Origin of the sequence: Variovorax sp. J31P207 (assembly GCF_030316965.1) — a bacterium.
Classification (GTDB): Bacteria; Pseudomonadota; Gammaproteobacteria; order Burkholderiales; family Burkholderiaceae_C; genus Variovorax; species Variovorax ginsengisoli_B.
Genome location: NZ_JASZYN010000001.1, coordinates 923,060 through 940,657 on the forward strand (window position 1 = coordinate 923,060; position 17,598 = coordinate 940,657).

Genomic DNA, 17,598 nt, shown 5'->3' on the forward strand with positions numbered 1-17,598 from the left:
AAATCTGGAGGTTGGACGGGCACTTCGGTTCCGCCCTGTTGACCCTGCATGAGCACTTCGCAAGACCAGAAGCTTTCGCGTGGCGCCCTGATCGCGCTCGTTGTCGGGTCCATGATCGGTTCGGGCATCTTCGCGCTGCCCTCGGCCTTCGGCCGGTCGACCGGCGGCCTCGGCGCACTGATCGCATGGGCCATCGCCGGTACCGGCATGCTGATGCTCGCGCTGGTCTTCCAGACCCTGTCGATGCGACGGCCCGACCTCGACACCGGCATCTATGCCTATGCCAAGGCCGGCTTCGGCAACTACCTGGGTTTCGCGTCCGCGGTGGGCTACTGGATCGGCTGCTGCCTGGCCGACGTCGCCTGCCTGGTGCTGATCAAGGCCACGCTGGGCCAGTTCTTCCCGGTCTTCGGCGACGGCTCGACCGCGGTCGCGATCGTCTCCGCCTCGGTGCTCCTGTGGTGCGTGCATGTACTGGTGCTGCGCGGCGTCAAGGAGGCGGCGGCGCTCAACACCATCGCGACCGTGGCCAAGATCGTGCCGATCGCGGTCTTCCTGGTGGTCGCCGTCGCCGGCTTCAAGGCCGACATCTTTGCCTGGAACTTCTGGGGCGGCGAGGAGCGCAGCCTGTCGAGCGTCGCGGGTCAGGTCCGCAACACCATGCTGGTGACGGTGTTCGTGTTCGTGGGCATCGAGGGCGCCAGCGTCTATTCGCGCCACGCCAAAAAGCGCGAGGACGTCGGCGCCGCCACCGTGCTCGGATTCCTGGGCGTGCTGTGCCTGCTGATCCTGGTCACGATGTTCTCGTACGGCGTGCTGCTGCGCCCCGACCTGCAGGCGCTGCCGACACCCGCGATGGCTGGCGTGTTCGCCTCGATCGTCGGCCCGTGGGGCCTGGTCTTCATCAGCGTCGGGCTGTTGATCTCGATCCTCGGCAACTACCTGTCGTGGTCGCTGCTCGCGGCCGAGGTGCTGCATTCGGCGGCCAAGAACCAGACCATGCCGAGTTTTCTCGCCCGCGAGAATGCCAACAAGGTGCCGTCCGCCGCGCTGTGGTTGACCAACATCGTGATCCAGCTCTTCCTGCTCGTGACCTGGTTCGCCGAGTACGCCTTCACGATGGCGCTGAAGATGACGAGCTCGATGACGCTCATCCCCTATCTGCTGGTCGCTGCCTACGGGCTCAAGCTCGCATGGACCGGCAAGACCTACGAGCAGGACGGCCGCAGCCGCACGGGCGACTGGGTGCGCGGCGCGATCGCGACGCTCTACGCCGCGGGCATGCTGTATGCGGGCGGCCCGAAGTTCCTGCTGCTCTCGGCGATCCTCTACGCGCCGGGCACCATCCTGTACTTCCTCGCCCGGCGCGAGCAGAAAGAGCGGATCTTCACCGGGCCCGAGACGGTCGTCTTCGGCCTGCTCGTGCTCGCTGCGCTGGCGGCGCTGTGGGCGCTGGTGTCCGGCTCGATCACGGTGTAGTGTGAGGGTGACCATGCCGATCCCCGTCTCGACCCGATGGCTCGCCGCCCTGTCGTTGCTGCTGCTGCCGCTGGCGGCGCTGGCGCAAACGGCCTCCACCTTGCAAGCGGTCAACATGCGGGCCGGTCCCGACCGTGTTTTCCCGGTCGTGAGCTGGCTGCCGGCGCGCACGCCGGTGCGGGTCTTCGGCTGCACCACGCGCTGGCGCTGGTGCGATGTCGCCGCCGGCCGCAACCGCGGCTGGGTCGATTCGCGCTATCTCTCGAATGCGGTGCGGCGGGCGCCGATCGTCAATTTCTCGGTGCCGACCTACTGGGGCCGGCACTATCGCGGGCGGCCCTGGGACGTCGATCGCAACCAGTGGTCGAACTGGAGCTCGCCCGGGTTCCGGCCGCCGCCACCGCCGCCGATGCGGCCGCCTCGATGAACCACGCCGCTTCGCATTTCACCAAGGAGAGACCCCTCATGCACCGCTTCGTCTACATCGTGCTGATCGTGATCCTGGCCGGCATCGTCCTGCTGTTCAAGTTCCAGAACCTGGAGTCGGCGACCGTCTCGCTGTTCTCCATGAGCATCACGCTGCCGATCTCGGTGCTGGTGCTGCTGATCTACGTGCTGGGCATGTTCACAGGCGGCTTCGTGCTGAGCCTGCTGCGCTCGCTGGCGCACGGCGCCACGCGCCGGCCCTGAAGCCGCGCCTCTTTTTTCTCGATTTTTCAACAAGCTAGAAAGACCTCCATGAGCAATTTTTGGGACCTGATTCAATTGCTGCTGTCGACCTTCGTCCTGATCGTCTACCTGCTCATCCTGTTCCAGATCATCGGCGACCTGTTCCGCGACTCGGAACTGGGCGGCGGGTCGAAGGTGCTGTGGATCATCGGCCTGGTCGTGATCCCGGGCCTCACCGCGATCCTCTACATCGTGATCCGCGGCCGGGGCATGGCGGAGCGGCAGCGTGCCAGCCTGCAGCGCGCCAAGTCCGACACCGACGCCTACATCCGCGAAGTGGCCGGCAAGTCGCCGGCCGAGCACATCGCGGATGCCAAGGCGCTGCTGGACGCCGGCACCATCACGCCGGAAGAATTCGCCAGGCTCAAGGCCAAGGCCCTGGCCTGAGCAGCGCGCCGACGCGCGTCAGAGCAGGTCCTCGGGCACCAGCGGCTGCAGCAGCAGCCGCTGCAGCGCGTTCCATGGCGACACGCCAGGCTCGGTGTCGACGCCCTGGTCGTCGTCCTCGTTCGGCGACACCCACGCGAGCGCGCTGCCCTGCGTCTCCAGCCGCAGGAAGTAGGCCTCGTTCTTCATCGCGTCGATCAGGCGCAGCGCTTCCCTGGCCAGTGCCGGGCTGTCGATCGCGACCCCGAGCTCGGTATTGCGCCGCGCCGAGCGCGGGTCGAGGTTGAGCGAGCCGAGCAGCACCACTTCCTGGTCGATCACCATCAGCTTCGCGTGCAGGCGACCGCGCGACGAGCCGCTGAAGAAGGGCTGGCTCGCATTTGCGGAAGGCTGGGCGCTGATCTCGTACAGCCTGACGCCGGCGCGCAGGATCGGCCGCCGGTAGCGCGCATAGCCGATGTTGACCAGGGCCGAGTCGTTGGCCGACAGAGAGTTGGTCACCAGCGTCATCTCGACGCCCTTGCGCTGCAGGCTGTGCATCACCGCCATGCCGCGCGTGCCGGGCACCAGGTAGGGCGAGCTCACCACCAGTTCGTTGCGGGTGCCGAGCATCTGGCTGACCGCGCCGGTCATCAGGCTGCCGTCCTCGAGCTCGTCGCCGATCTGCAGCCGCTTGGACGGCTGGTCGGCGACGCCGTAGGCGAGGCCGGGGACCAGGCTCAGCCGATTCGCCGCCAGCTCCTTGCCGACCGGCTCGCGTCCCAGCAGGTCGCGTGCGGGCAGCCCGGGATCGATCGGTGCCGCGCTGTCCGGCAAGAGGCGCGCGAGCGCGGCCATGCGCGCGGACTCGGGGCCGAGCGGTCGCACCAGGGACTTGGCCGGAAAGGACTCCTTGCTGTTCCAGTAGCGGTCGAAGAGCACGCCGAGCTGGGGCACCACGCGGCCCGCGGCGATGGCGTCGAGGTCGATGAAGTTCGCCACCGGATCGCGGCCGAAGTAGGCGTCGGCGATGTTGCGGCCGCCGACGATCGCCAGCGCGCCGTCGGCGATCATCAGCTTGTTGTGCATCCGGTGGTCGAGCCGGGGCAGGTCGCCGAGCGAGGTCGCGATGCGCCCGGCCAGACTCTGGCGGGCGCAGCAGAATGGATTGAACAAGCGGATCTCGAAGTTCGGCAGGTCGACCAGCGCCTCCAGCAGCGGCTCGGCGCCCGCGCTGTTGAGGTCGTCGAGCAGCAGCCGCACGCGCACCCCGCGCTGGGCGGCGTCGCGCAGCGCGGCGAACACGGCGCGCCCGGACTCATCGTTGTCCATGATGTAGACCTGCAGGTCCAGGGTGCGCGTGGCGCGGCCGATCAGCGCCAGCCGGGCATCGAGGCCGTAGGCGCCCAGCGGCAGCAGCCGGAAGCCCGACTGGGCGCCGGCCGGCAGCGCGGACTCGGCCAGCCGCGCCAGCGGGCTCGCATCGGGCGCGGCGGGAAGACTGGTCGACACCGGCCGCTCGACGCCTGCCGGCAGCGAGCCGCAAGCGCCCAGGGCCAGGGCCAGCGCAAAACCCAGCATGCAGAAACCGAAGCGTCGCCAATTCATGGCCGCAAGCCTACCCGGTGCCGGGCCAATAGCCCTTCGGCGCTTGAAACCGGCCGATCCGCGCCAAGATAGCGGCATGATTCCGTTTTCAATTCTCGATCTCTCCCCCGTCACCGAAGGCAGCGATCCCGCGCAGTCCTTTCGCAATTCGCTGTCGCTGGCGCGGCATGGCGAGAAGCTGGGCTACCGCCGCTACTGGCTGGCCGAACACCACGGCATGCCGGGCATCGCAAGCGCAGCCACGGCGGTGCTGCTGGCCCACATCGGCGCCGGCACCTCGACGATCCGGATCGGCGCCGGCGGCGTGATGCTGCCGAACCACTCGCCGCTGGTGATCGCCGAACAGTTCGGCACGCTGGAATCGCTGTACCCGGGACGCATCGATCTCGGCCTCGGCCGCGCGCCCGGCTCCGACCAGCGCACCGCGCAGGCGCTGCGGCGCGACCTTCAATCCGATTCGGACCAGTTCCCGCAGGACGTCGTCGAGCTGATGGACTTCATGTCGAAGGAGCCGCGCCAGCCGGTTCTCGCGGTGCCCGGCCGGGGGCTCGAGGTGCCGGTGTGGATCCTCGGATCGAGCACTTTCGGTGCCCAGCTCGCGGCCCATCTCGGCCTGCCCTATGCCTTTGCCTCGCACTTCGCGCCGCAGCAGCTGATGCAGGCGATCCGCATCTACCGCGAGACCTTCAAGCCCTCGGCGCAACTGGCCAAGCCTTACGTGATGCTGGGCTTCAACGTGTTCGCGGCCGAGACCGACGAGGAAGCCGCGTTCCGCGCCACCTCCTGGCAGCAGGCCTTCGTCAACCTGCGCAGCGGCCGGCCGGGCCGCCTACCGCCCCCGGTTGCCAACTATCGTCAGAAGGTCGGCCCGGCCGAGAACGCCTTGCTCGATTCGGTGCTGTCGTGTTCGGCGGTGGGGTCGCGCGACACCGTGCGCGCCGGCATCCAGGCCTTCGTCGAGCGCACCGGTGCGGACGAGCTGATGATCACCTCGCAGGTCTTCGACCACGAGGCGCGGCTGCGCTCCTACGAGATCCTGGCCGAACTCCGCGACCAGGCGCCCGCGCGCTGATTGACCCGCCGCCGGCACCGGCTTGGCCGGTGCTGGGACAATGCCAGCCCTATGGAAAAGCAGCGCATCGTGGTGGGCCTGAGCGGCGGAGTCGACTCCGCGGTCACGGCGCACCTGCTGAAGCAGCAGGGCCACGAGGTGGTCGGCATCTTCATGAAGAACTGGGAAGACGACGACGACAGCGAATACTGCTCGTCGAACATCGACTTCATCGACGCCGCCAGCGTGGCCGACGTGCTGGGCATCGAGATCGAGCACGTCAATTTCGCCGCCGACTACAAGGACCGCGTGTTCGCCGAATTCCTGCGCGAGTACCAGGCTGGCCGCACGCCGAATCCCGACGTGCTGTGCAACGCCGAGATCAAGTTCAAGGCCTTCCTCGACCACGCGATGCGGCTCGGCGCCGAGAAGATCGCCACGGGTCACTACGCGCGCGTTCGCCGCAACGCGGCCAGTGGCCTGCACGAACTGCTCAAGGGACTCGATCCGGCCAAGGACCAGAGTTACTTCCTGCATCGCCTGAACCAGCAGCAGTTGTCGAAGACGCTGTTCCCGGTTGGCGAGTTGCACAAGACCGAGGTGCGGCGCATCGCCGACGAGATCGGCCTGCCGAACGCGAAGAAGAAGGACTCCACCGGCATCTGCTTCATCGGCGAGCGCCCTTTCCGCGAGTTCCTCAACCGCTACATCTCGAAGGAGCCGGGCCCGGTGCGCGACGAGCGCGGCCGCCAGATCGGCGAGCACCAGGGCCTGAGCTTCTACACGCTGGGCCAGCGCCAGGGGCTGGGCATCGGCGGCATCAAGGCCAAGGGCGCCCGGCGCGGCGCCGGCGACCACGCGCCATGGTTCGTGGCGCGCAAGGATGTCGCCGACAACACGCTGTGGGTGGTGCAGGGTCACGACCATCCGTGGCTGCTGTCGTCGGCGCTCGAGGCCGACGATGCGAGCTGGGTCTCGGGCCGGGTGCCGGTGCCCGGCGTGCTGGCCGCCAAGTCGCGCTATCGGCAGGCCGACGCGTCCTGCCGGCTGGGTGCGGGGCGCGATGGCGCCTTCCGCCTCGAATTCGACGAGCCCCAGTGGGCAGTGACGCCCGGCCAGTCGGCCGTGCTGTACGACGGCGAAGTCTGCCTCGGCGGCGGCGTGATCGCCAACTAGATCACCGACGGATCGATCCGCACCAGCTCCAGCGGGTAGCGCTTGCCGGCCGCGTGGTCTTCGACGCCCTGCAGCAGCAGCGGGCTGCGATGCCGCGCCACGCTGGCGCGGATTTCATCGATCGTCATCCACAGCGTGCGGACGATGCCGTGGTCGAGCGGCCGCGCCGGCTCGAAGGCGCCGAGCGTGCCCGTGAAGGCGAAGCGCAGGTAAGTGATGTCCTCGGGCTGCCGGGTGCGGGCCAGGTAGATGCCGACCAGGGCGGTGGGGCTGAAGTGGTGGGCGGTTTCTTCCAGCGTTTCGCGCACGCAGCCCTGGACGGGCGATTCGCCGCGGTCGAGATGCCCGGCCGGGTTGTTCAGCCGCAGGCCGTCGGCCGTGTCTTCCTCGACCAGCAGGTAGCGGCCCTGCTGCTCGATCACTGCGGCCACCGTGACGTTGGGTTTCCAGCGCTTCGCCATGCTCATGACTCCGTGAAAGGCGCCGCAAGTTCGGCCGCGGTCGGCCTGGGCAGCACCAGCGTGACGGTGCAGCCGGCATCGGCTGCGTGTTCGATGTCCAGGCTACCACCATGGCGCCGTGCCACGGTGCGGGCCAGCTGCAGCGCCTGTTGCACCGGTGGGCCCGCGGCAGGCTCCCGCAGGGCGACGCGCCACTGCCCGCCGTCCGCCGTGACAGCGCACGACAGGACCGAGCCGGGTGGCGAGCGACCGAGCGCATGGTCGAGCATCGCGCCCAGTGCGCGCGTGAGCATGCCGCGATCGGCGACGCAAGGCGCTTCGTCGGGCAGGGGCCGCAGCAGGATCCGGACCCGTTGCCGGCCCGCCGTGGACCAGGCCGCGTCGACCACCATCCGCAGCAGCGCGGCGAGGTCCAGCAACTCGGTCTGCAGCGGCCGTGCCTGCGTCCTCGCCAGCCGCACGAAGCGGTCGGAGCGGTCGAGGCCGGCCTGCGCCTCGCGCTCGATGCCCTGCAGCAGCCGGCCGTCCGCCTGTGCCGCTTCCGGCCGCTGGCGCGCCAGGTCGAGCATGGCGAGGATCGTCGTCGCGGATTGGCGGGCGTCGTGGGAGAGGAATCGCAAGGCCTGGTCGCGTTGCGCCTCGGCCAGCCACAGCAGCGTGACATCGACCAGCACGACCAGCCAGCCGTGCAAGCCTTGGCCCTCGTCGACGAGCGGCAGGCAGCGCAGCAACCAGCCGCGGCCCTGCGCATCCTCGCCCTCGCCGCAGGTCGCTCGCGGGCCGCCGCGCAGCGCGGCCCGGGGCAGCAGCGGCGCACCGTCGCCACGGCGGCGAAGGCCGCCGAGCAGGCTGTCTGCAGGCTGGCCCTGCAGCGGCGCCCCGCCGCCTTGCCACTGGCCCTGTGCCGCCAGGTTGGCGACCGCCACGCGGCCTTCGGGGTCGAGCAGCAGCGCCGCATCCGGCCAGTGGTCCAGGCTGTCGCGCAACCGGCGCCAGTCGGGCGGCGGCGGCGTGCGGGCGTGCCGCTTCATTCAGGTGCCCCGGCCATTGAGCGCCTCGATCTGCTCCGACTCGAGAGGCTCCAGCCTGTAGCCCATGCCATAGACGGCGGACAGCAGGAAGCCGTTGGAAGGCTGCAGGTCGAGTTTCTGCCGCAGTCGCGAAATGTGGGTGTCCAGCGATCGCGACGGTGTCTCGGTGTCGAGGCCCCAGACCGCCTCGCGCAGGTGGTCACGCGACAGCAGGCGGCCCAGGTTGCGGAACAGGAACAGCGCCAGCGCGTGCTCGCGGCGGCTGAGTTCGACCAGTCTGCCGGCGATCCGAAGGGTGCGCGTCGCCGCATCGAAGCGATAGTCGCGAAACACGAGCAGGCTCTCTTGCTGGGCCGGGTAGGTGCGGCGCAGCAGGGCGCGCACGCGGGCCTGCAATTCGGCCACCCGGATGGGCTTGGTCATGAAATCGTCGGCGCCGGCCGCCAGCCCTTCGACCAGGTCCTCTTCCTCGCGCCGGTTGGTGACGAACAGGATCGGCATGGCGCTCCTGAGATCGTCGCGGATCCGTTTGACCACCCGCGGGCCCTCGATGTCGGGCAGTCCCCAATCGAGGATCAGCAGATCGTAAGTTTCGCGGTGCAGGTCGCGCAGCAGCGACTTGCCGTCGCCATAGCCGTGGCACTCGTGGCCGATGACCTCCACGGCATGGCGAATCAGTTCGAGCTGAATCCCCTCGTCGTCAAGCGCAGCGATACGCATTTGATCCCCCTGAATCTTGTTGTCATGCGAAGCCGGCGTTCTTCGTTCCGATCGTCGCGCCGGACAGTGTACCCAGCGAAGAAGGTTCCGGAGTGCTATCGATTTGATAGCGGAATGGACAGTCCGGGCGCTCCGAGGCGCCGCTGGCGTCGGCACCTGGGGGACAACTTCCGGCTGGCGTCTTCGGGTAAGCTCGGCCCGAATTCCAATGCTGCCCTGAGGAGAAGTCCATGCTGATAGGCGTGCCGGTCGAAACCGTGCCAGGCGAAACCCGTGTCGCCGTGACCCCGGAGACCGCGAAGAAGCTGGTGGCCCAAGGCCATGTCGTTCGTGTGCAGTCGGGCGCCGGCGTGGCCGCCAGCGTCACCGATGCGGCCTACCAGGCCGCCGGCGCCGAGATCACCGATGCCGCGGGCGCCTTTGGCGCCGACATCGTGCTCAAGGTGCGCAGCCCCGACGACCGCGAATGCGCGCTGATGAAACCCGCCACGGTGCTCATCGGCATGCTCAACCCCTTCGATGCCGCCGGCCTGCAGCGCCTGGCGACCGCGGGCCTCACGGCCTTCGCGCTCGAGGCCGCCCCGCGCACCACCCGTGCCCAGAGCATGGACGTGCTGTCGTCGCAGGCCAACATCGCCGGCTACAAGGCCGTGATGATCGCCGCCGACAAGTACCAGCGCTTCTTCCCGATGCTGATGACCGCCGCGGGCACCGTGAAGGCGGCCCGGGTCGTGATCCTGGGCGTCGGCGTGGCCGGCCTGCAGGCCATCGCCACGGCCAAGCGCCTGGGCGCGGTGATCGAGGCCTCGGACGTGCGCCCGAGCGTCAAGGAGCAGATCGAGTCGCTGGGCGGCAAGTTCATCGAGGTCTCCTACGACACCGACGAAGAGAAAGAGGCCGCGGTCGGCGTCGGCGGCTACGCCAAGCCGATGCCCCCGAGCTGGCTCGCCCGCCAGCAGGTCGAAGTCGCCAAGCGCGTCGCGCTGGCCGACGTCGTGATCAGCACCGCGCTGATCCCGGGCCGCGCGGCGCCGACCCTGATCACCGAGGACATGGTCAAGGCCATGAAGCCGGGCTCGGTGATCGTCGACATCGCCGCCGGCAAGGGCCCGGACGGCGTGGGCGGCAACTGCCCGCTGTCGGAGGCCGACAAGACGGTGGTCAAGCACGGCGTGACGATCGTCGGCGAGACCAACCTGGCGGCGCTGGTGGCGGCCGATGCGTCGGCGCTCTATGCGCGCAACGTGCTCGACTTCCTGAAGCTGATCGTGGCCAAGGAAGGCACGCTCAAGATCGACCTCGAGGACGACATCGTGGCGGCCTGCCGCATGGCGCAAGACGGCCAGGTCACCAGGAAGTAAGACAAGAAACCCCCGGAGGAGCATCGCCATGGATCCCGTATCCCATACCGTCATCAACCTGATCATCTTCGTGCTGGCGATCTACGTCGGCTACCACGTGGTGTGGACCGTCACGCCGGCCCTGCACACGCCGCTGATGGCGGTCACCAACGCGATCTCGGCGATCGTGATCGTGGGCGCCATGCTGGCGGCCGCGCTGACCGAGACGGGTCTCGGCAAGACCATGGGCGTGCTGGCCGTGGCGCTGGCCGCGGTCAACGTCTTCGGCGGCTTCCTCGTGACCCGGCGCATGCTGGAGATGTTCAAGAAGAAGGACAAGAAGGCGCCTGCGGCTGAAGCGAGCGGCAAGGGGAACGCAGCATGAGCATGAACGTCGTCACGCTGCTGTATCTCATCGCCAGCGTCTGCTTCATCCAGGCCCTGAAGGGCCTGAGCCACCCCACCACCTCGATCCGCGGCAACATCTTCGGCATGGTCGGCATGGCGATTGCCATCCTGACCACCGCGGCGCTGATCGTGCAGCTCTCGGGCGGCAAGGCCATGGGCATGGCCTGGGTGCTGCTCGGGCTGGTGGTCGGCGGCGGCTACGGCGCCTACCGCGCCAAGACCGTCGAGATGACGCAGATGCCCGAGCTGGTGGCCTTCTTCCACAGCATGATCGGCCTGGCGGCGGTGTTCATCGCGGTGGCCGCGGTGGTCGAGCCCTGGGCCTTCGGCATCACGCCGCCGCCAGTGGCGGCCGCAGTCGGCGTGCAGACCCCCGAAGGCGCGGCGATCATCGACGGCTTCCTGCGCTATGCCATTCCGGCCGGCAACCGGCTCGAACTGTTCCTGGGCGCGGCCATCGGCGCGATCACCTTCAGCGGCTCGGTGATCGCCTTCGGCAAGCTCTCGGGCAAGTACAAGTTCCGCCTGTTCCAGGGCGCGCCGGTGCAGTTCAAGGGCCAGCACATGCTCAACCTGGTGCTGGGCCTGCTGACCATCGCGCTGGGCCTGGTCTACATGGCGACCGAGAGCTGGGCGGCCTTCCTCGCGATGCTGCTGCTGGCCTTCGTGATGGGCGTGCTGATCATCATCCCGATCGGCGGCGCCGACATGCCGGTGGTGGTGTCGATGCTCAACAGCTACTCGGGCTGGGCGGCCGCGGGCATCGGCTTCAGCCTGAACAACGCGATGCTGATCGTGGCCGGTTCGCTGGTGGGCTCCTCGGGTGCGATCCTGAGCTACATCATGTGCAAGGCGATGAACCGCTCGTTCTTCAACGTGATCCTGGGCGGCTTCGGCGGCGAGGCGGCCACGGCCGGCGGCGCGGCCAAGGAGCAGCGCCCGGTCAAGAGCGGCAGCGCCGACGACGCGGCCTTCGTGCTGTCCAACGCCGAGACCGTGATCATCGTGCCGGGCTACGGACTGGCGGTCGCCCGTGCCCAGCATGCCGTCAAGGAACTCGCGGCCAAGCTCACCGAGCACGGCGTGACCGTCAAGTACGCGATCCACCCGGTGGCGGGGCGCATGCCGGGCCACATGAACGTGCTCTTGGCCGAGGCCGAGGTGCCCTACGACCAGGTGTTCGAGATGGAGGACATCAACGGCGAGTTCGGCCAGGCCGACGTGGCGATCATCCTGGGCGCCAACGACGTGGTGAACCCGGCGGCGCTGCAGAAGGGCACGTCGATCTACGGCATGCCGATCCTGGAGGCGTACAAGGCCAAGACCGTGATCGTGAACAAGCGAAGCATGGCTGCGGGCTACGCCGGCCTGGACAACGAACTCTTCTACATGGACAAGACCATGATGGTCTTCGGCGACGCCAAGAAGGTGGTCGAGGACATGGCCAAGGCGATCGAGTAGCACCCGGCCGCGCCGCGAAGACCACGGGCCGCGCAATGTCGCGGCCCGTGCCGCATCCGAAGCTCAAGTTACGATGGCGGCAGATTTCCCCACAAGATTTCGTTCTGGAGACTGACAGTGATTGATCGACCCTGGCTCGGCAGCTATCCGCAAGGCGTGCCCGCCGACATCGACGCCTCGCGCTACGCCTCGCTGGTGGCGCTGATGGAAGAGAGCTTCACCCAATACGCCGACCGCACGGCCTACAGCTTCATGGGCAAAGACGTCAGCTACGCCGACGTCGACCACCAGAGCCGCGCCTTCGCCTGCTACCTGCAGGGCCTGGGCCTGGTCAAGGGCGACCGGGTGGCGATCATGATGCCGAACTGCCCGCAGTACCCGATCTCGGTGGCGGGCGCGCTGCGTGCCGGCCTGATCGTGGTCAACGTCAATCCGCTCTACACGCCGCGCGAGCTCGAGCACCAGCTGAAGGACTCGGGCGCGACCGCGATCGTGCTGATGGAGAACTTCGGCACCACGCTGCAGCAGTGCATCGGTGCCACGCAGGTCAAGCACGTGGTGCTGGCCTCGATGGGCGACCGGCTCGGCATGCTGAAAGGCGCGCTGGTCAACTACGTGGTGCGCAGCGTCAAGAAGATGGTGCCGGCGTTCAGCCTGCCGGGCGCGGTGCGCTTCAACGACGCGCTCGAGAAGGGTGCCACGCGCACCTTGAAGGCGCCGGCGCTGGGCCCGGACGACGTCGCGGTGCTGCAATACACGGGCGGCACCACCGGCGTGTCGAAGGGCGCGGTGCTGCTCAACCGGAACGTGATCGCCAACGTGCTGCAGTCCGAGGCCTGGAACGACCCGGTGATGCAGAAGGTGCCGGCCGGCGAGCAGCCGACCAGCATCTGCGCGCTGCCGCTCTATCACATCTTCGCTTTCACGGTGAACATGATGCTCAGCATGCGCACCGGCGGCAAGCTGATCCTGATCCCGAATCCGCGCGACATCCCGGCGGTGCTGAAGGAACTGTCGAAGCACACCTTCCACAGCTTCCCGGCGGTCAACACGCTGTTCAACGGCCTCGCGAACCACCCGGACTTCAACACCGTCAACTGGAAGAACCTCAAGGTCTCGGTCGGCGGCGGCATGGCGGTGCAGGCCGCGGTGGCCAAGCTCTGGCTCGAGAAGACCGGCTGCCCGATCTGCGAGGGCTACGGCCTGTCGGAGACCTCGCCCTCGGTGACCTGCAACCCGACCACCAGCATCGCCTACACCGGCACCATCGGCGTGCCCTTGCCGAGCACCGAGGTCAAGCTGCTCGACGACGACGGCCGAGAGGTCCCGCTGGGCAGCACGGGCGAACTCGCGGTCCGGGGGCCACAGGTCATGGCCGGCTACTGGCAGCGGCCCGACGAGACCGCCAAGGTCATGACCCCCGACGGCTACTTCAAGACCGGCGACATCGCGATCGCGGACGAGCGCGGCTACTTCAAGATCGTGGACCGCAAGAAGGACATGATCGTGGTCTCGGGCTTCAACGTGTATCCGAACGAGATCGAGGACGTGGTCGCGCTGATGCCGGGCGTGCTCGAATGCGCCGCCGTGGGCATTCCGGACGAGAAGACCGGTGAGGGCGTCAAGCTGGTGATCGTCAAGAAGAACCCCGACCTCACCGAAGCCGAGGTTCGGGCCCACTGCCGCGCCAACCTGACCGGTTACAAGCAGCCGCGGGTGATCGAGTTCCGCACCGACCTGCCCAAGACGCCGGTCGGCAAGATCCTGCGGCGCGAACTGCGCGACGCTCAAAAGTAGTAAGGGTTCGGCCGGGGACCATAGCCGGCATCGCTCTTGCATATTGGGAATGAATGTTCAGATTCATCCTGACCCGCGCCAGCCTGCTCGTGCCGACCTTCATCGGCATGACCTTGCTCGCCTTCTTCCTGATCCGTCTGGTGCCGGGCGACCCGATCGAGACGCTGGCCGGCGAGCGCGGCATCGATCCGGTGCGCCACGCGGCGCTGCTCAAGGACTACGGGCTCGACAAGCCGCTGTTCACCCAGTACGGCATCTACATCGGCCGCGTGCTGCATGGCGACCTCGGCAAGTCGGTGATCACGCAGGAGCCGGTGATGAGCGAGTTCCTGGCGCTCTTCCCGGCCACGGTCGAGCTGGCGCTGTGCGCCATCGCGTTCGCGCTGCTGCTCGGCATTCCGGCCGGCATCCTGGCGGCGGTCAAGCGCAATTCGCTGTTCGACCATGGCGTGATGGCGACCTCTCTCACCGGCTATTCGATGCCGATCTTCTGGTGGGGGCTGCTGCTGATCCTGTTCTTCTCGGTGCAACTCGGCTGGACGCCGGTCTCGGGCCGGATCTCGGTGCAGTATTTCATCGAGCCGGTCACCGGTTTCCTGCTGATCGACACGCTGCTGTCCGATGAAAAGGGCGCCTTCGTCTCGGCGCTGCAGCACCTGATCCTGCCGGCCATCGTGCTCGGCACCAACACCCTGGCCGTGATCGCGCGCATGACACGATCGGCCATGCTCGAAGTGCTGGGCGAGGACTACATCCGCACCGCCCGGGCCAAGGGCCTGGCGCCGCTGCGCGTGATCGGCCTGCATGCGCTGCGCAACGCGATGATCCCGGTGGTCACCGTGATCGGCCTGCAGGTCGGCGTGCTGTTCACCGGCGCGATCCTGACCGAGACCATCTTCTCCTGGCCCGGCGTCGGCAAGTGGCTGATCGAGGCCATCGGCCGGCGCGACTACCCGGTGCTGCAGGGCGGCATGCTGCTGCTCGGCGTGATCGTCATGACGGTCAACGTGGCGGTCGATGTCGCCTATGGGCTCATCAATCCGAGGATCCGTCGATGAGCGCAACCCTCGTGGTCGACAAGAGCACCGCGCCACCCGGCCCGTGGCGCGAGTTCTGGGGTGCGTTCTCGGCCAACCGCGGCGCGGTGATCGGCCTGGCCGTGATCGCCTTGCTGCTGCTGGTGGCGCTGCTGGCGCCGTGGATCGCGCCGCATGCGCCCAACCAGACCGACAGCAGCGCCTTCCTGCGGCCACCGGCCTGGCAGGAGGGCGGTACCGCCGCGCACCTGCTGGGCACCGACGCGATCGGGCGCGACATCCTCTCGCGGCTGATGTTCGGCGCCCGGCTGTCGCTGTCGATCGGCATCGCCGTGGTGGCGATCTCGGCCGCGGCGGGCATCGCGCTGGGCCTGATCGCGGGCTTCTTCCGCGGCGTGCTCGAGATCGCGATCATGCGGCTGATGGACGTCGTGCTGACCTTGCCGAGCCTGCTGCTGGCGATCGTGATCGTCGCCATCCTCGGCCCGGGCCTGACCAACGCGATGCTCGCGGTGGCCGTCGTGGTGCTGCCGCACTACGTGCGCATCACGCGGGCCGCCGTGATCTCGGAGGTCTCGCGCGACTATGTCACGGCGGCCCGCGTGAGCGGCGCCGGCACGCTGCGGCTGATGTTCCGCGAGGTGCTGCCCAATTGCGCCGCACCACTGATCGTCCAGGCCTCGCTGGGCGTCTCGACCGCCATCCTCGACGCCGCGGCGCTGGGTTTCCTCGGCCTCGGCGCGCAGCCTCCGTCGCCCGAGTGGGGCACGATGCTCGCCGATGCGCGCGAGTTCGTGCTGCGCGCCTGGTGGGTCGTGACCTTCCCGGGCATGGCGATCCTCGCCGCGGTGCTGGCCTTCAACCTGCTGGGCGACGGGCTGCGCGACGCGCTCGACCCGAAACTCAAACGCTGAAATGCCTCTTCTCGACATCCGAGACCTCCATGTGGAGTTCCCGACCCAGGGCGGCACGCTGCATGCGGTCGACGGCGTGAGCCTGCGGCTGGAGCAGGGCGAGGTGCTCGGCATCGTCGGCGAATCCGGCTCGGGCAAGAGCGTCACGATGATGGCGCTGATGGGCCTGATCGGCTGGCCGGGTCGCGTGCGGGCGCAGCACCTGCGCTTCGACGGCCACGACCTGCTCGGCCTGTCGGACAAGGCACGGCGCGGACTGGTCGGCAAGGACGTCGCGATGATCTTCCAGGAGCCGACCACCAGCCTGAACCCCTGCTTCACGATCGGCTGGCAGCTGATGGAAACGCTGCGCCTGCATCTCCAGCTCGACAAGCGCGAAGCGAAGAAGCGGGCCATCGGCCTGCTCGAGCAGGTCGGCATCCCGGCGGCGTCCTCGCGCCTGGGCAGCTACCCGCACCAGCTGTCCGGCGGCATGAACCAGCGCGTGATGATCGCGATGGCGATCGCCTGCAACCCCAAGCTGCTGATCGCCGACGAGCCCACCACCGCGCTCGACGTCACGATCCAGGCCCAGATCCTCGACCTGCTGCGCAGCCTGCAGAAGGAGCGCGGCATGGGCCTGGTGCTGATCACCCACAACATGGGCGTGGTGAGCGAGATGGCGCAGCGCGTGGCCGTGATGTACGCGGGCCAAGTGATGGAGGAACGCGGCGTGGCCGAGCTGTTCGCGGCGCCCCAGCATCCCTACACGGCGGCGCTGCTGGCGGCGCTGCCCGAGCGCGCGGCCGGCGAGGGCCGGCTGGCCACCATCTCGGGCGTGGTGCCGGGCCTGCACGATCGCCCCACGGGCTGCCTGTTCGCGCCGCGCTGCAGCTACGCGACAGCGCATTCGCGCGCCGTGCGGCCCGAGCTGCGCGACTGGATGGGCGGCCAGGTGCGCTGCCACTACGCGCTCGGCGATCCGCAGCGCGACGCGGCGCTGGCGCGCGATGGTGCGCAGGTGGTGGAGTTCGTGCGATGACCGAATGGGTGGTCGAGGCCCAGGACCTGCAGCGTGTCTACGCGGTGCGCCGCGGGCTGTTCCGCGCACCGGCGCAGCTGCAGGCGGTCGGCAACATCTCGTTCAAGGTCGAGAAGGGGCGCACGCTGGCGGTCGTCGGCGAATCCGGCTGCGGCAAGTCCACCTTGGCGCGCATGGTGGCGCTGATCGAGAAACCGACCGCGGGCTCGCTCCGGCTGGTCGGCCACGACGCGGTCGATCCGCCGCACGAGCGCCGGCGCGAACTCCGCCAGGCGGTGCAGCTGGTGTTCCAGAACCCCTACGGCTCGCTCAACCCGCGCAAGAAGATCTCCTCCGTGCTCGAGGACCCGCTGGCGATCAACACCACGCTCGGCAAGACCGAGCGGGCCGCCAAGGCGCGCGACATGCTGGCCCGGGTCGGCCTGCGGCCCGAGTACGCCAACCGCTATCCGCACATGTTCTCGGGCGGCCAGCGCCAGCGCATCGCGATCGCGCGGGCCCTGATGCTCGACCCGCGCCTGCTGGTGGCCGACGAGCCGGTGTCGGCGCTCGACGTCTCGATCCAGGCCCAGGTGCTGAACCTGCTGGCCGACCTGCAGGCCGAGCTCGGCCTGTCCTATCTCTTCATTTCGCACGACCTCGGCGTGGTGCGTCATATCGCGCACGATGTGCTCGTGATGTACCTGGGCCATGCGGTCGAGCAGGGCCCCAAGGCGCGCATCTTCGCGCGGCCGCTGCACCCCTATACCCAGGCGCTGCTGGCATCGACGCCCGGTCTTGCCGCCGAACGCATCGTGCTCAAGGGCGAGCTGCCCTCGCCGCTCGCACCGCCGCCGGGCTGCGTCTTCAACACCCGCTGCGCGCATGCCACCGAGCGCTGTCGCAGCGAGCGTCCGCTGCCGCGCCTGCTCGACGGGCGCATGGTGGCCTGCCATCACGCCGAGAAATTCCTGCCCGCCGATGTTTCCCCGTCCGCGTTCGCGCGGCCTCAACCTTGAA

18 protein-coding genes are annotated in these 17,598 nt (G+C 68.5%); 14 read left to right on the forward strand and 4 right to left on the reverse strand.

All coding sequences use genetic code 11. From position 1 onward, the window contains the following. The first annotated feature begins 48 nt into the window (after window positions 1-48). From QTI68_RS04365 to QTI68_RS04380, 4 genes are read left to right on the forward strand one after another with little or no spacing between them, the layout of a single operon-like run. A complete protein-coding gene (locus QTI68_RS04365; protein WP_286519869.1) occupies window positions 49-1,479 on the forward strand; it encodes a basic amino acid/polyamine antiporter in 1,431 nt (476 codons plus the stop codon). Between the two features lie 13 nt (window positions 1,480-1,492). Continuing rightward, on the forward strand, window positions 1,493-1,906 hold the full coding sequence (locus QTI68_RS04370) for an SH3 domain-containing protein (RefSeq protein ID WP_286519870.1): 414 nt from the start codon (window positions 1,493-1,495) through the stop codon (window positions 1,904-1,906). 38 nt (window positions 1,907-1,944) lie between these two features. Further along, window positions 1,945-2,169: a LapA family protein gene (locus tag QTI68_RS04375; protein WP_286519871.1), complete on the forward strand. Its 225-nt coding sequence runs from the start codon at window positions 1,945-1,947 to the stop codon at window positions 2,167-2,169. A gap of 48 nt (window positions 2,170-2,217) precedes the next feature. After that, window positions 2,218-2,595: an SHOCT domain-containing protein gene (locus QTI68_RS04380; protein WP_286509795.1), complete on the forward strand. Its 378-nt coding sequence runs from the start codon at window positions 2,218-2,220 to the stop codon at window positions 2,593-2,595. An 18-nt stretch (window positions 2,596-2,613) separates the two neighbouring features. Here QTI68_RS04380 and QTI68_RS04385 read toward each other — a convergent pair whose 3' ends face one another. Beyond that, a complete protein-coding gene (locus QTI68_RS04385; RefSeq protein ID WP_286519872.1) occupies window positions 2,614-4,182 on the reverse strand; it encodes a phospholipase D-like domain-containing protein in 1,569 nt (522 codons plus the stop codon). A gap of 76 nt (window positions 4,183-4,258) precedes the next feature. On the opposite strand from QTI68_RS04385, the gene QTI68_RS04390 reads away from it, so the two are divergent. Together QTI68_RS04390 and mnmA are read left to right on the forward strand one after the other, a co-directional pair. Beyond that, window positions 4,259-5,254 carry an LLM class flavin-dependent oxidoreductase gene (locus QTI68_RS04390; protein ID WP_286519873.1) on the forward strand — a complete coding sequence of 332 codons (996 nt, stop codon included), beginning with the start codon at window positions 4,259-4,261 and terminating at the stop codon, window positions 5,252-5,254. 51 nt (window positions 5,255-5,305) lie between these two features. Then, complete coding sequence (gene mnmA, locus QTI68_RS04395) at window positions 5,306-6,409, forward strand: tRNA 2-thiouridine(34) synthase MnmA (protein WP_286519874.1); 1,104 nt, start codon at window positions 5,306-5,308, stop codon at window positions 6,407-6,409. Here the strand turns inward: mnmA and QTI68_RS04400 are convergent. Genes QTI68_RS04400 through QTI68_RS04410 form a run of 3 tightly spaced genes read right to left on the reverse strand, consistent with a single transcriptional unit; the run spans window position 6,406 to window position 8,621 of the window. Beyond that, window positions 6,406-6,870, reverse strand: a complete 465-nt coding sequence (locus QTI68_RS04400; RefSeq protein ID WP_286519875.1) for an NUDIX hydrolase — start codon at window positions 6,868-6,870, stop codon at window positions 6,406-6,408. The two genes, mnmA and QTI68_RS04400, sit on opposite strands and share 4 nt — an antisense overlap. A 2-nt stretch (window positions 6,871-6,872) precedes the next feature. Further along, on the reverse strand, window positions 6,873-7,901 hold the full coding sequence (locus QTI68_RS04405; RefSeq protein ID WP_286519876.1) for a sensor histidine kinase: 1,029 nt from the start codon (window positions 7,899-7,901) through the stop codon (window positions 6,873-6,875). Next, on the reverse strand, window positions 7,902-8,621 hold the full coding sequence (locus QTI68_RS04410) for a response regulator transcription factor (protein ID WP_286519877.1): 720 nt from the start codon (window positions 8,619-8,621) through the stop codon (window positions 7,902-7,904). Window positions 8,622-8,851: 230 nt separating this feature from the next. Between QTI68_RS04410 and QTI68_RS04415 the strand changes: the two genes are divergently transcribed. From QTI68_RS04415 to QTI68_RS04450, 8 genes are all read left to right on the forward strand, one after another. Next, window positions 8,852-9,982 (forward strand): Re/Si-specific NAD(P)(+) transhydrogenase subunit alpha, encoded by a 1,131-nt coding sequence (locus QTI68_RS04415; RefSeq protein ID WP_286519878.1) that lies wholly within the window; start codon window positions 8,852-8,854, stop codon window positions 9,980-9,982. Between the two features lie 28 nt (window positions 9,983-10,010). Further along, complete coding sequence (locus QTI68_RS04420) at window positions 10,011-10,346, forward strand: NAD(P) transhydrogenase subunit alpha part 2 (RefSeq protein WP_286519879.1); 336 nt, start codon at window positions 10,011-10,013, stop codon at window positions 10,344-10,346. After that, complete coding sequence (locus QTI68_RS04425) at window positions 10,343-11,830, forward strand: NAD(P)(+) transhydrogenase (Re/Si-specific) subunit beta (protein ID WP_286519880.1); 1,488 nt, start codon at window positions 10,343-10,345, stop codon at window positions 11,828-11,830. Before QTI68_RS04420 ends, QTI68_RS04425 begins: the two co-directional genes overlap by 4 nt. Before the next feature lie 117 nt (window positions 11,831-11,947). Then, window positions 11,948-13,627: a long-chain-fatty-acid--CoA ligase gene (locus tag QTI68_RS04430; RefSeq protein WP_286519881.1), complete on the forward strand. Its 1,680-nt coding sequence runs from the start codon at window positions 11,948-11,950 to the stop codon at window positions 13,625-13,627. 53 nt (window positions 13,628-13,680) lie between these two features. Next, entirely contained in the window at window positions 13,681-14,685 is a 1,005-nt protein-coding gene (locus tag QTI68_RS04435) for an ABC transporter permease subunit (protein WP_286519883.1), read from the forward strand. Continuing rightward, entirely contained in the window at window positions 14,682-15,578 is an 897-nt protein-coding gene (locus tag QTI68_RS04440; RefSeq protein ID WP_286519884.1) for an ABC transporter permease subunit, read from the forward strand. The genes QTI68_RS04435 and QTI68_RS04440 overlap by 4 nt, the downstream gene beginning before the upstream one ends. A 1-nt stretch (window position 15,579) precedes the next feature. Further along, entirely contained in the window at window positions 15,580-16,599 is a 1,020-nt protein-coding gene (locus QTI68_RS04445) for an ABC transporter ATP-binding protein (RefSeq protein WP_286519885.1), read from the forward strand. Beyond that, window positions 16,596-17,597 carry a peptide ABC transporter ATP-binding protein gene (locus QTI68_RS04450; RefSeq protein ID WP_286519886.1) on the forward strand — a complete coding sequence of 334 codons (1,002 nt, stop codon included), beginning with the start codon at window positions 16,596-16,598 and terminating at the stop codon, window positions 17,595-17,597. Before QTI68_RS04445 ends, QTI68_RS04450 begins: the two co-directional genes overlap by 4 nt. Window position 17,598: the final 1 nt, after the last annotated feature.

Coding starts and splice junctions, on each gene's coding strand:
- QTI68_RS04365 (WP_286519869.1), top strand. CDS start 49: ATGAGCACTTCGCAAGACCAGAAGCTTTCGCGTGGCGCCCTGATCGCG.
- QTI68_RS04370 (WP_286519870.1), top strand. CDS start 1,493: ATGCCGATCCCCGTCTCGACCCGATGGCTCGCCGCCCTGTCGTTGCTG.
- QTI68_RS04375 (WP_286519871.1), top strand. CDS start 1,945: ATGCACCGCTTCGTCTACATCGTGCTGATCGTGATCCTGGCCGGCATC.
- QTI68_RS04380 (WP_286509795.1), top strand. CDS start 2,218: ATGAGCAATTTTTGGGACCTGATTCAATTGCTGCTGTCGACCTTCGTC.
- QTI68_RS04385 (WP_286519872.1), bottom strand. CDS start 4,182: ATGAATTGGCGACGCTTCGGTTTCTGCATGCTGGGTTTTGCGCTGGCC.
- QTI68_RS04390 (WP_286519873.1), top strand. CDS start 4,259: ATGATTCCGTTTTCAATTCTCGATCTCTCCCCCGTCACCGAAGGCAGC.
- mnmA (WP_286519874.1), top strand. CDS start 5,306: ATGGAAAAGCAGCGCATCGTGGTGGGCCTGAGCGGCGGAGTCGACTCC.
- QTI68_RS04400 (WP_286519875.1), bottom strand. CDS start 6,870: ATGGCGAAGCGCTGGAAACCCAACGTCACGGTGGCCGCAGTGATCGAG.
- QTI68_RS04405 (WP_286519876.1), bottom strand. CDS start 7,901: ATGAAGCGGCACGCCCGCACGCCGCCGCCGCCCGACTGGCGCCGGTTG.
- QTI68_RS04410 (WP_286519877.1), bottom strand. CDS start 8,621: ATGCGTATCGCTGCGCTTGACGACGAGGGGATTCAGCTCGAACTGATT.
- QTI68_RS04415 (WP_286519878.1), top strand. CDS start 8,852: ATGCTGATAGGCGTGCCGGTCGAAACCGTGCCAGGCGAAACCCGTGTC.
- QTI68_RS04420 (WP_286519879.1), top strand. CDS start 10,011: ATGGATCCCGTATCCCATACCGTCATCAACCTGATCATCTTCGTGCTG.
- QTI68_RS04425 (WP_286519880.1), top strand. CDS start 10,343: ATGAGCATGAACGTCGTCACGCTGCTGTATCTCATCGCCAGCGTCTGC.
- QTI68_RS04435 (WP_286519883.1), top strand. CDS start 13,681: ATGTTCAGATTCATCCTGACCCGCGCCAGCCTGCTCGTGCCGACCTTC.
- QTI68_RS04440 (WP_286519884.1), top strand. CDS start 14,682: ATGAGCGCAACCCTCGTGGTCGACAAGAGCACCGCGCCACCCGGCCCG.
- QTI68_RS04445 (WP_286519885.1), top strand. CDS start 15,580: ATGCCTCTTCTCGACATCCGAGACCTCCATGTGGAGTTCCCGACCCAG.
- QTI68_RS04450 (WP_286519886.1), top strand. CDS start 16,596: ATGACCGAATGGGTGGTCGAGGCCCAGGACCTGCAGCGTGTCTACGCG.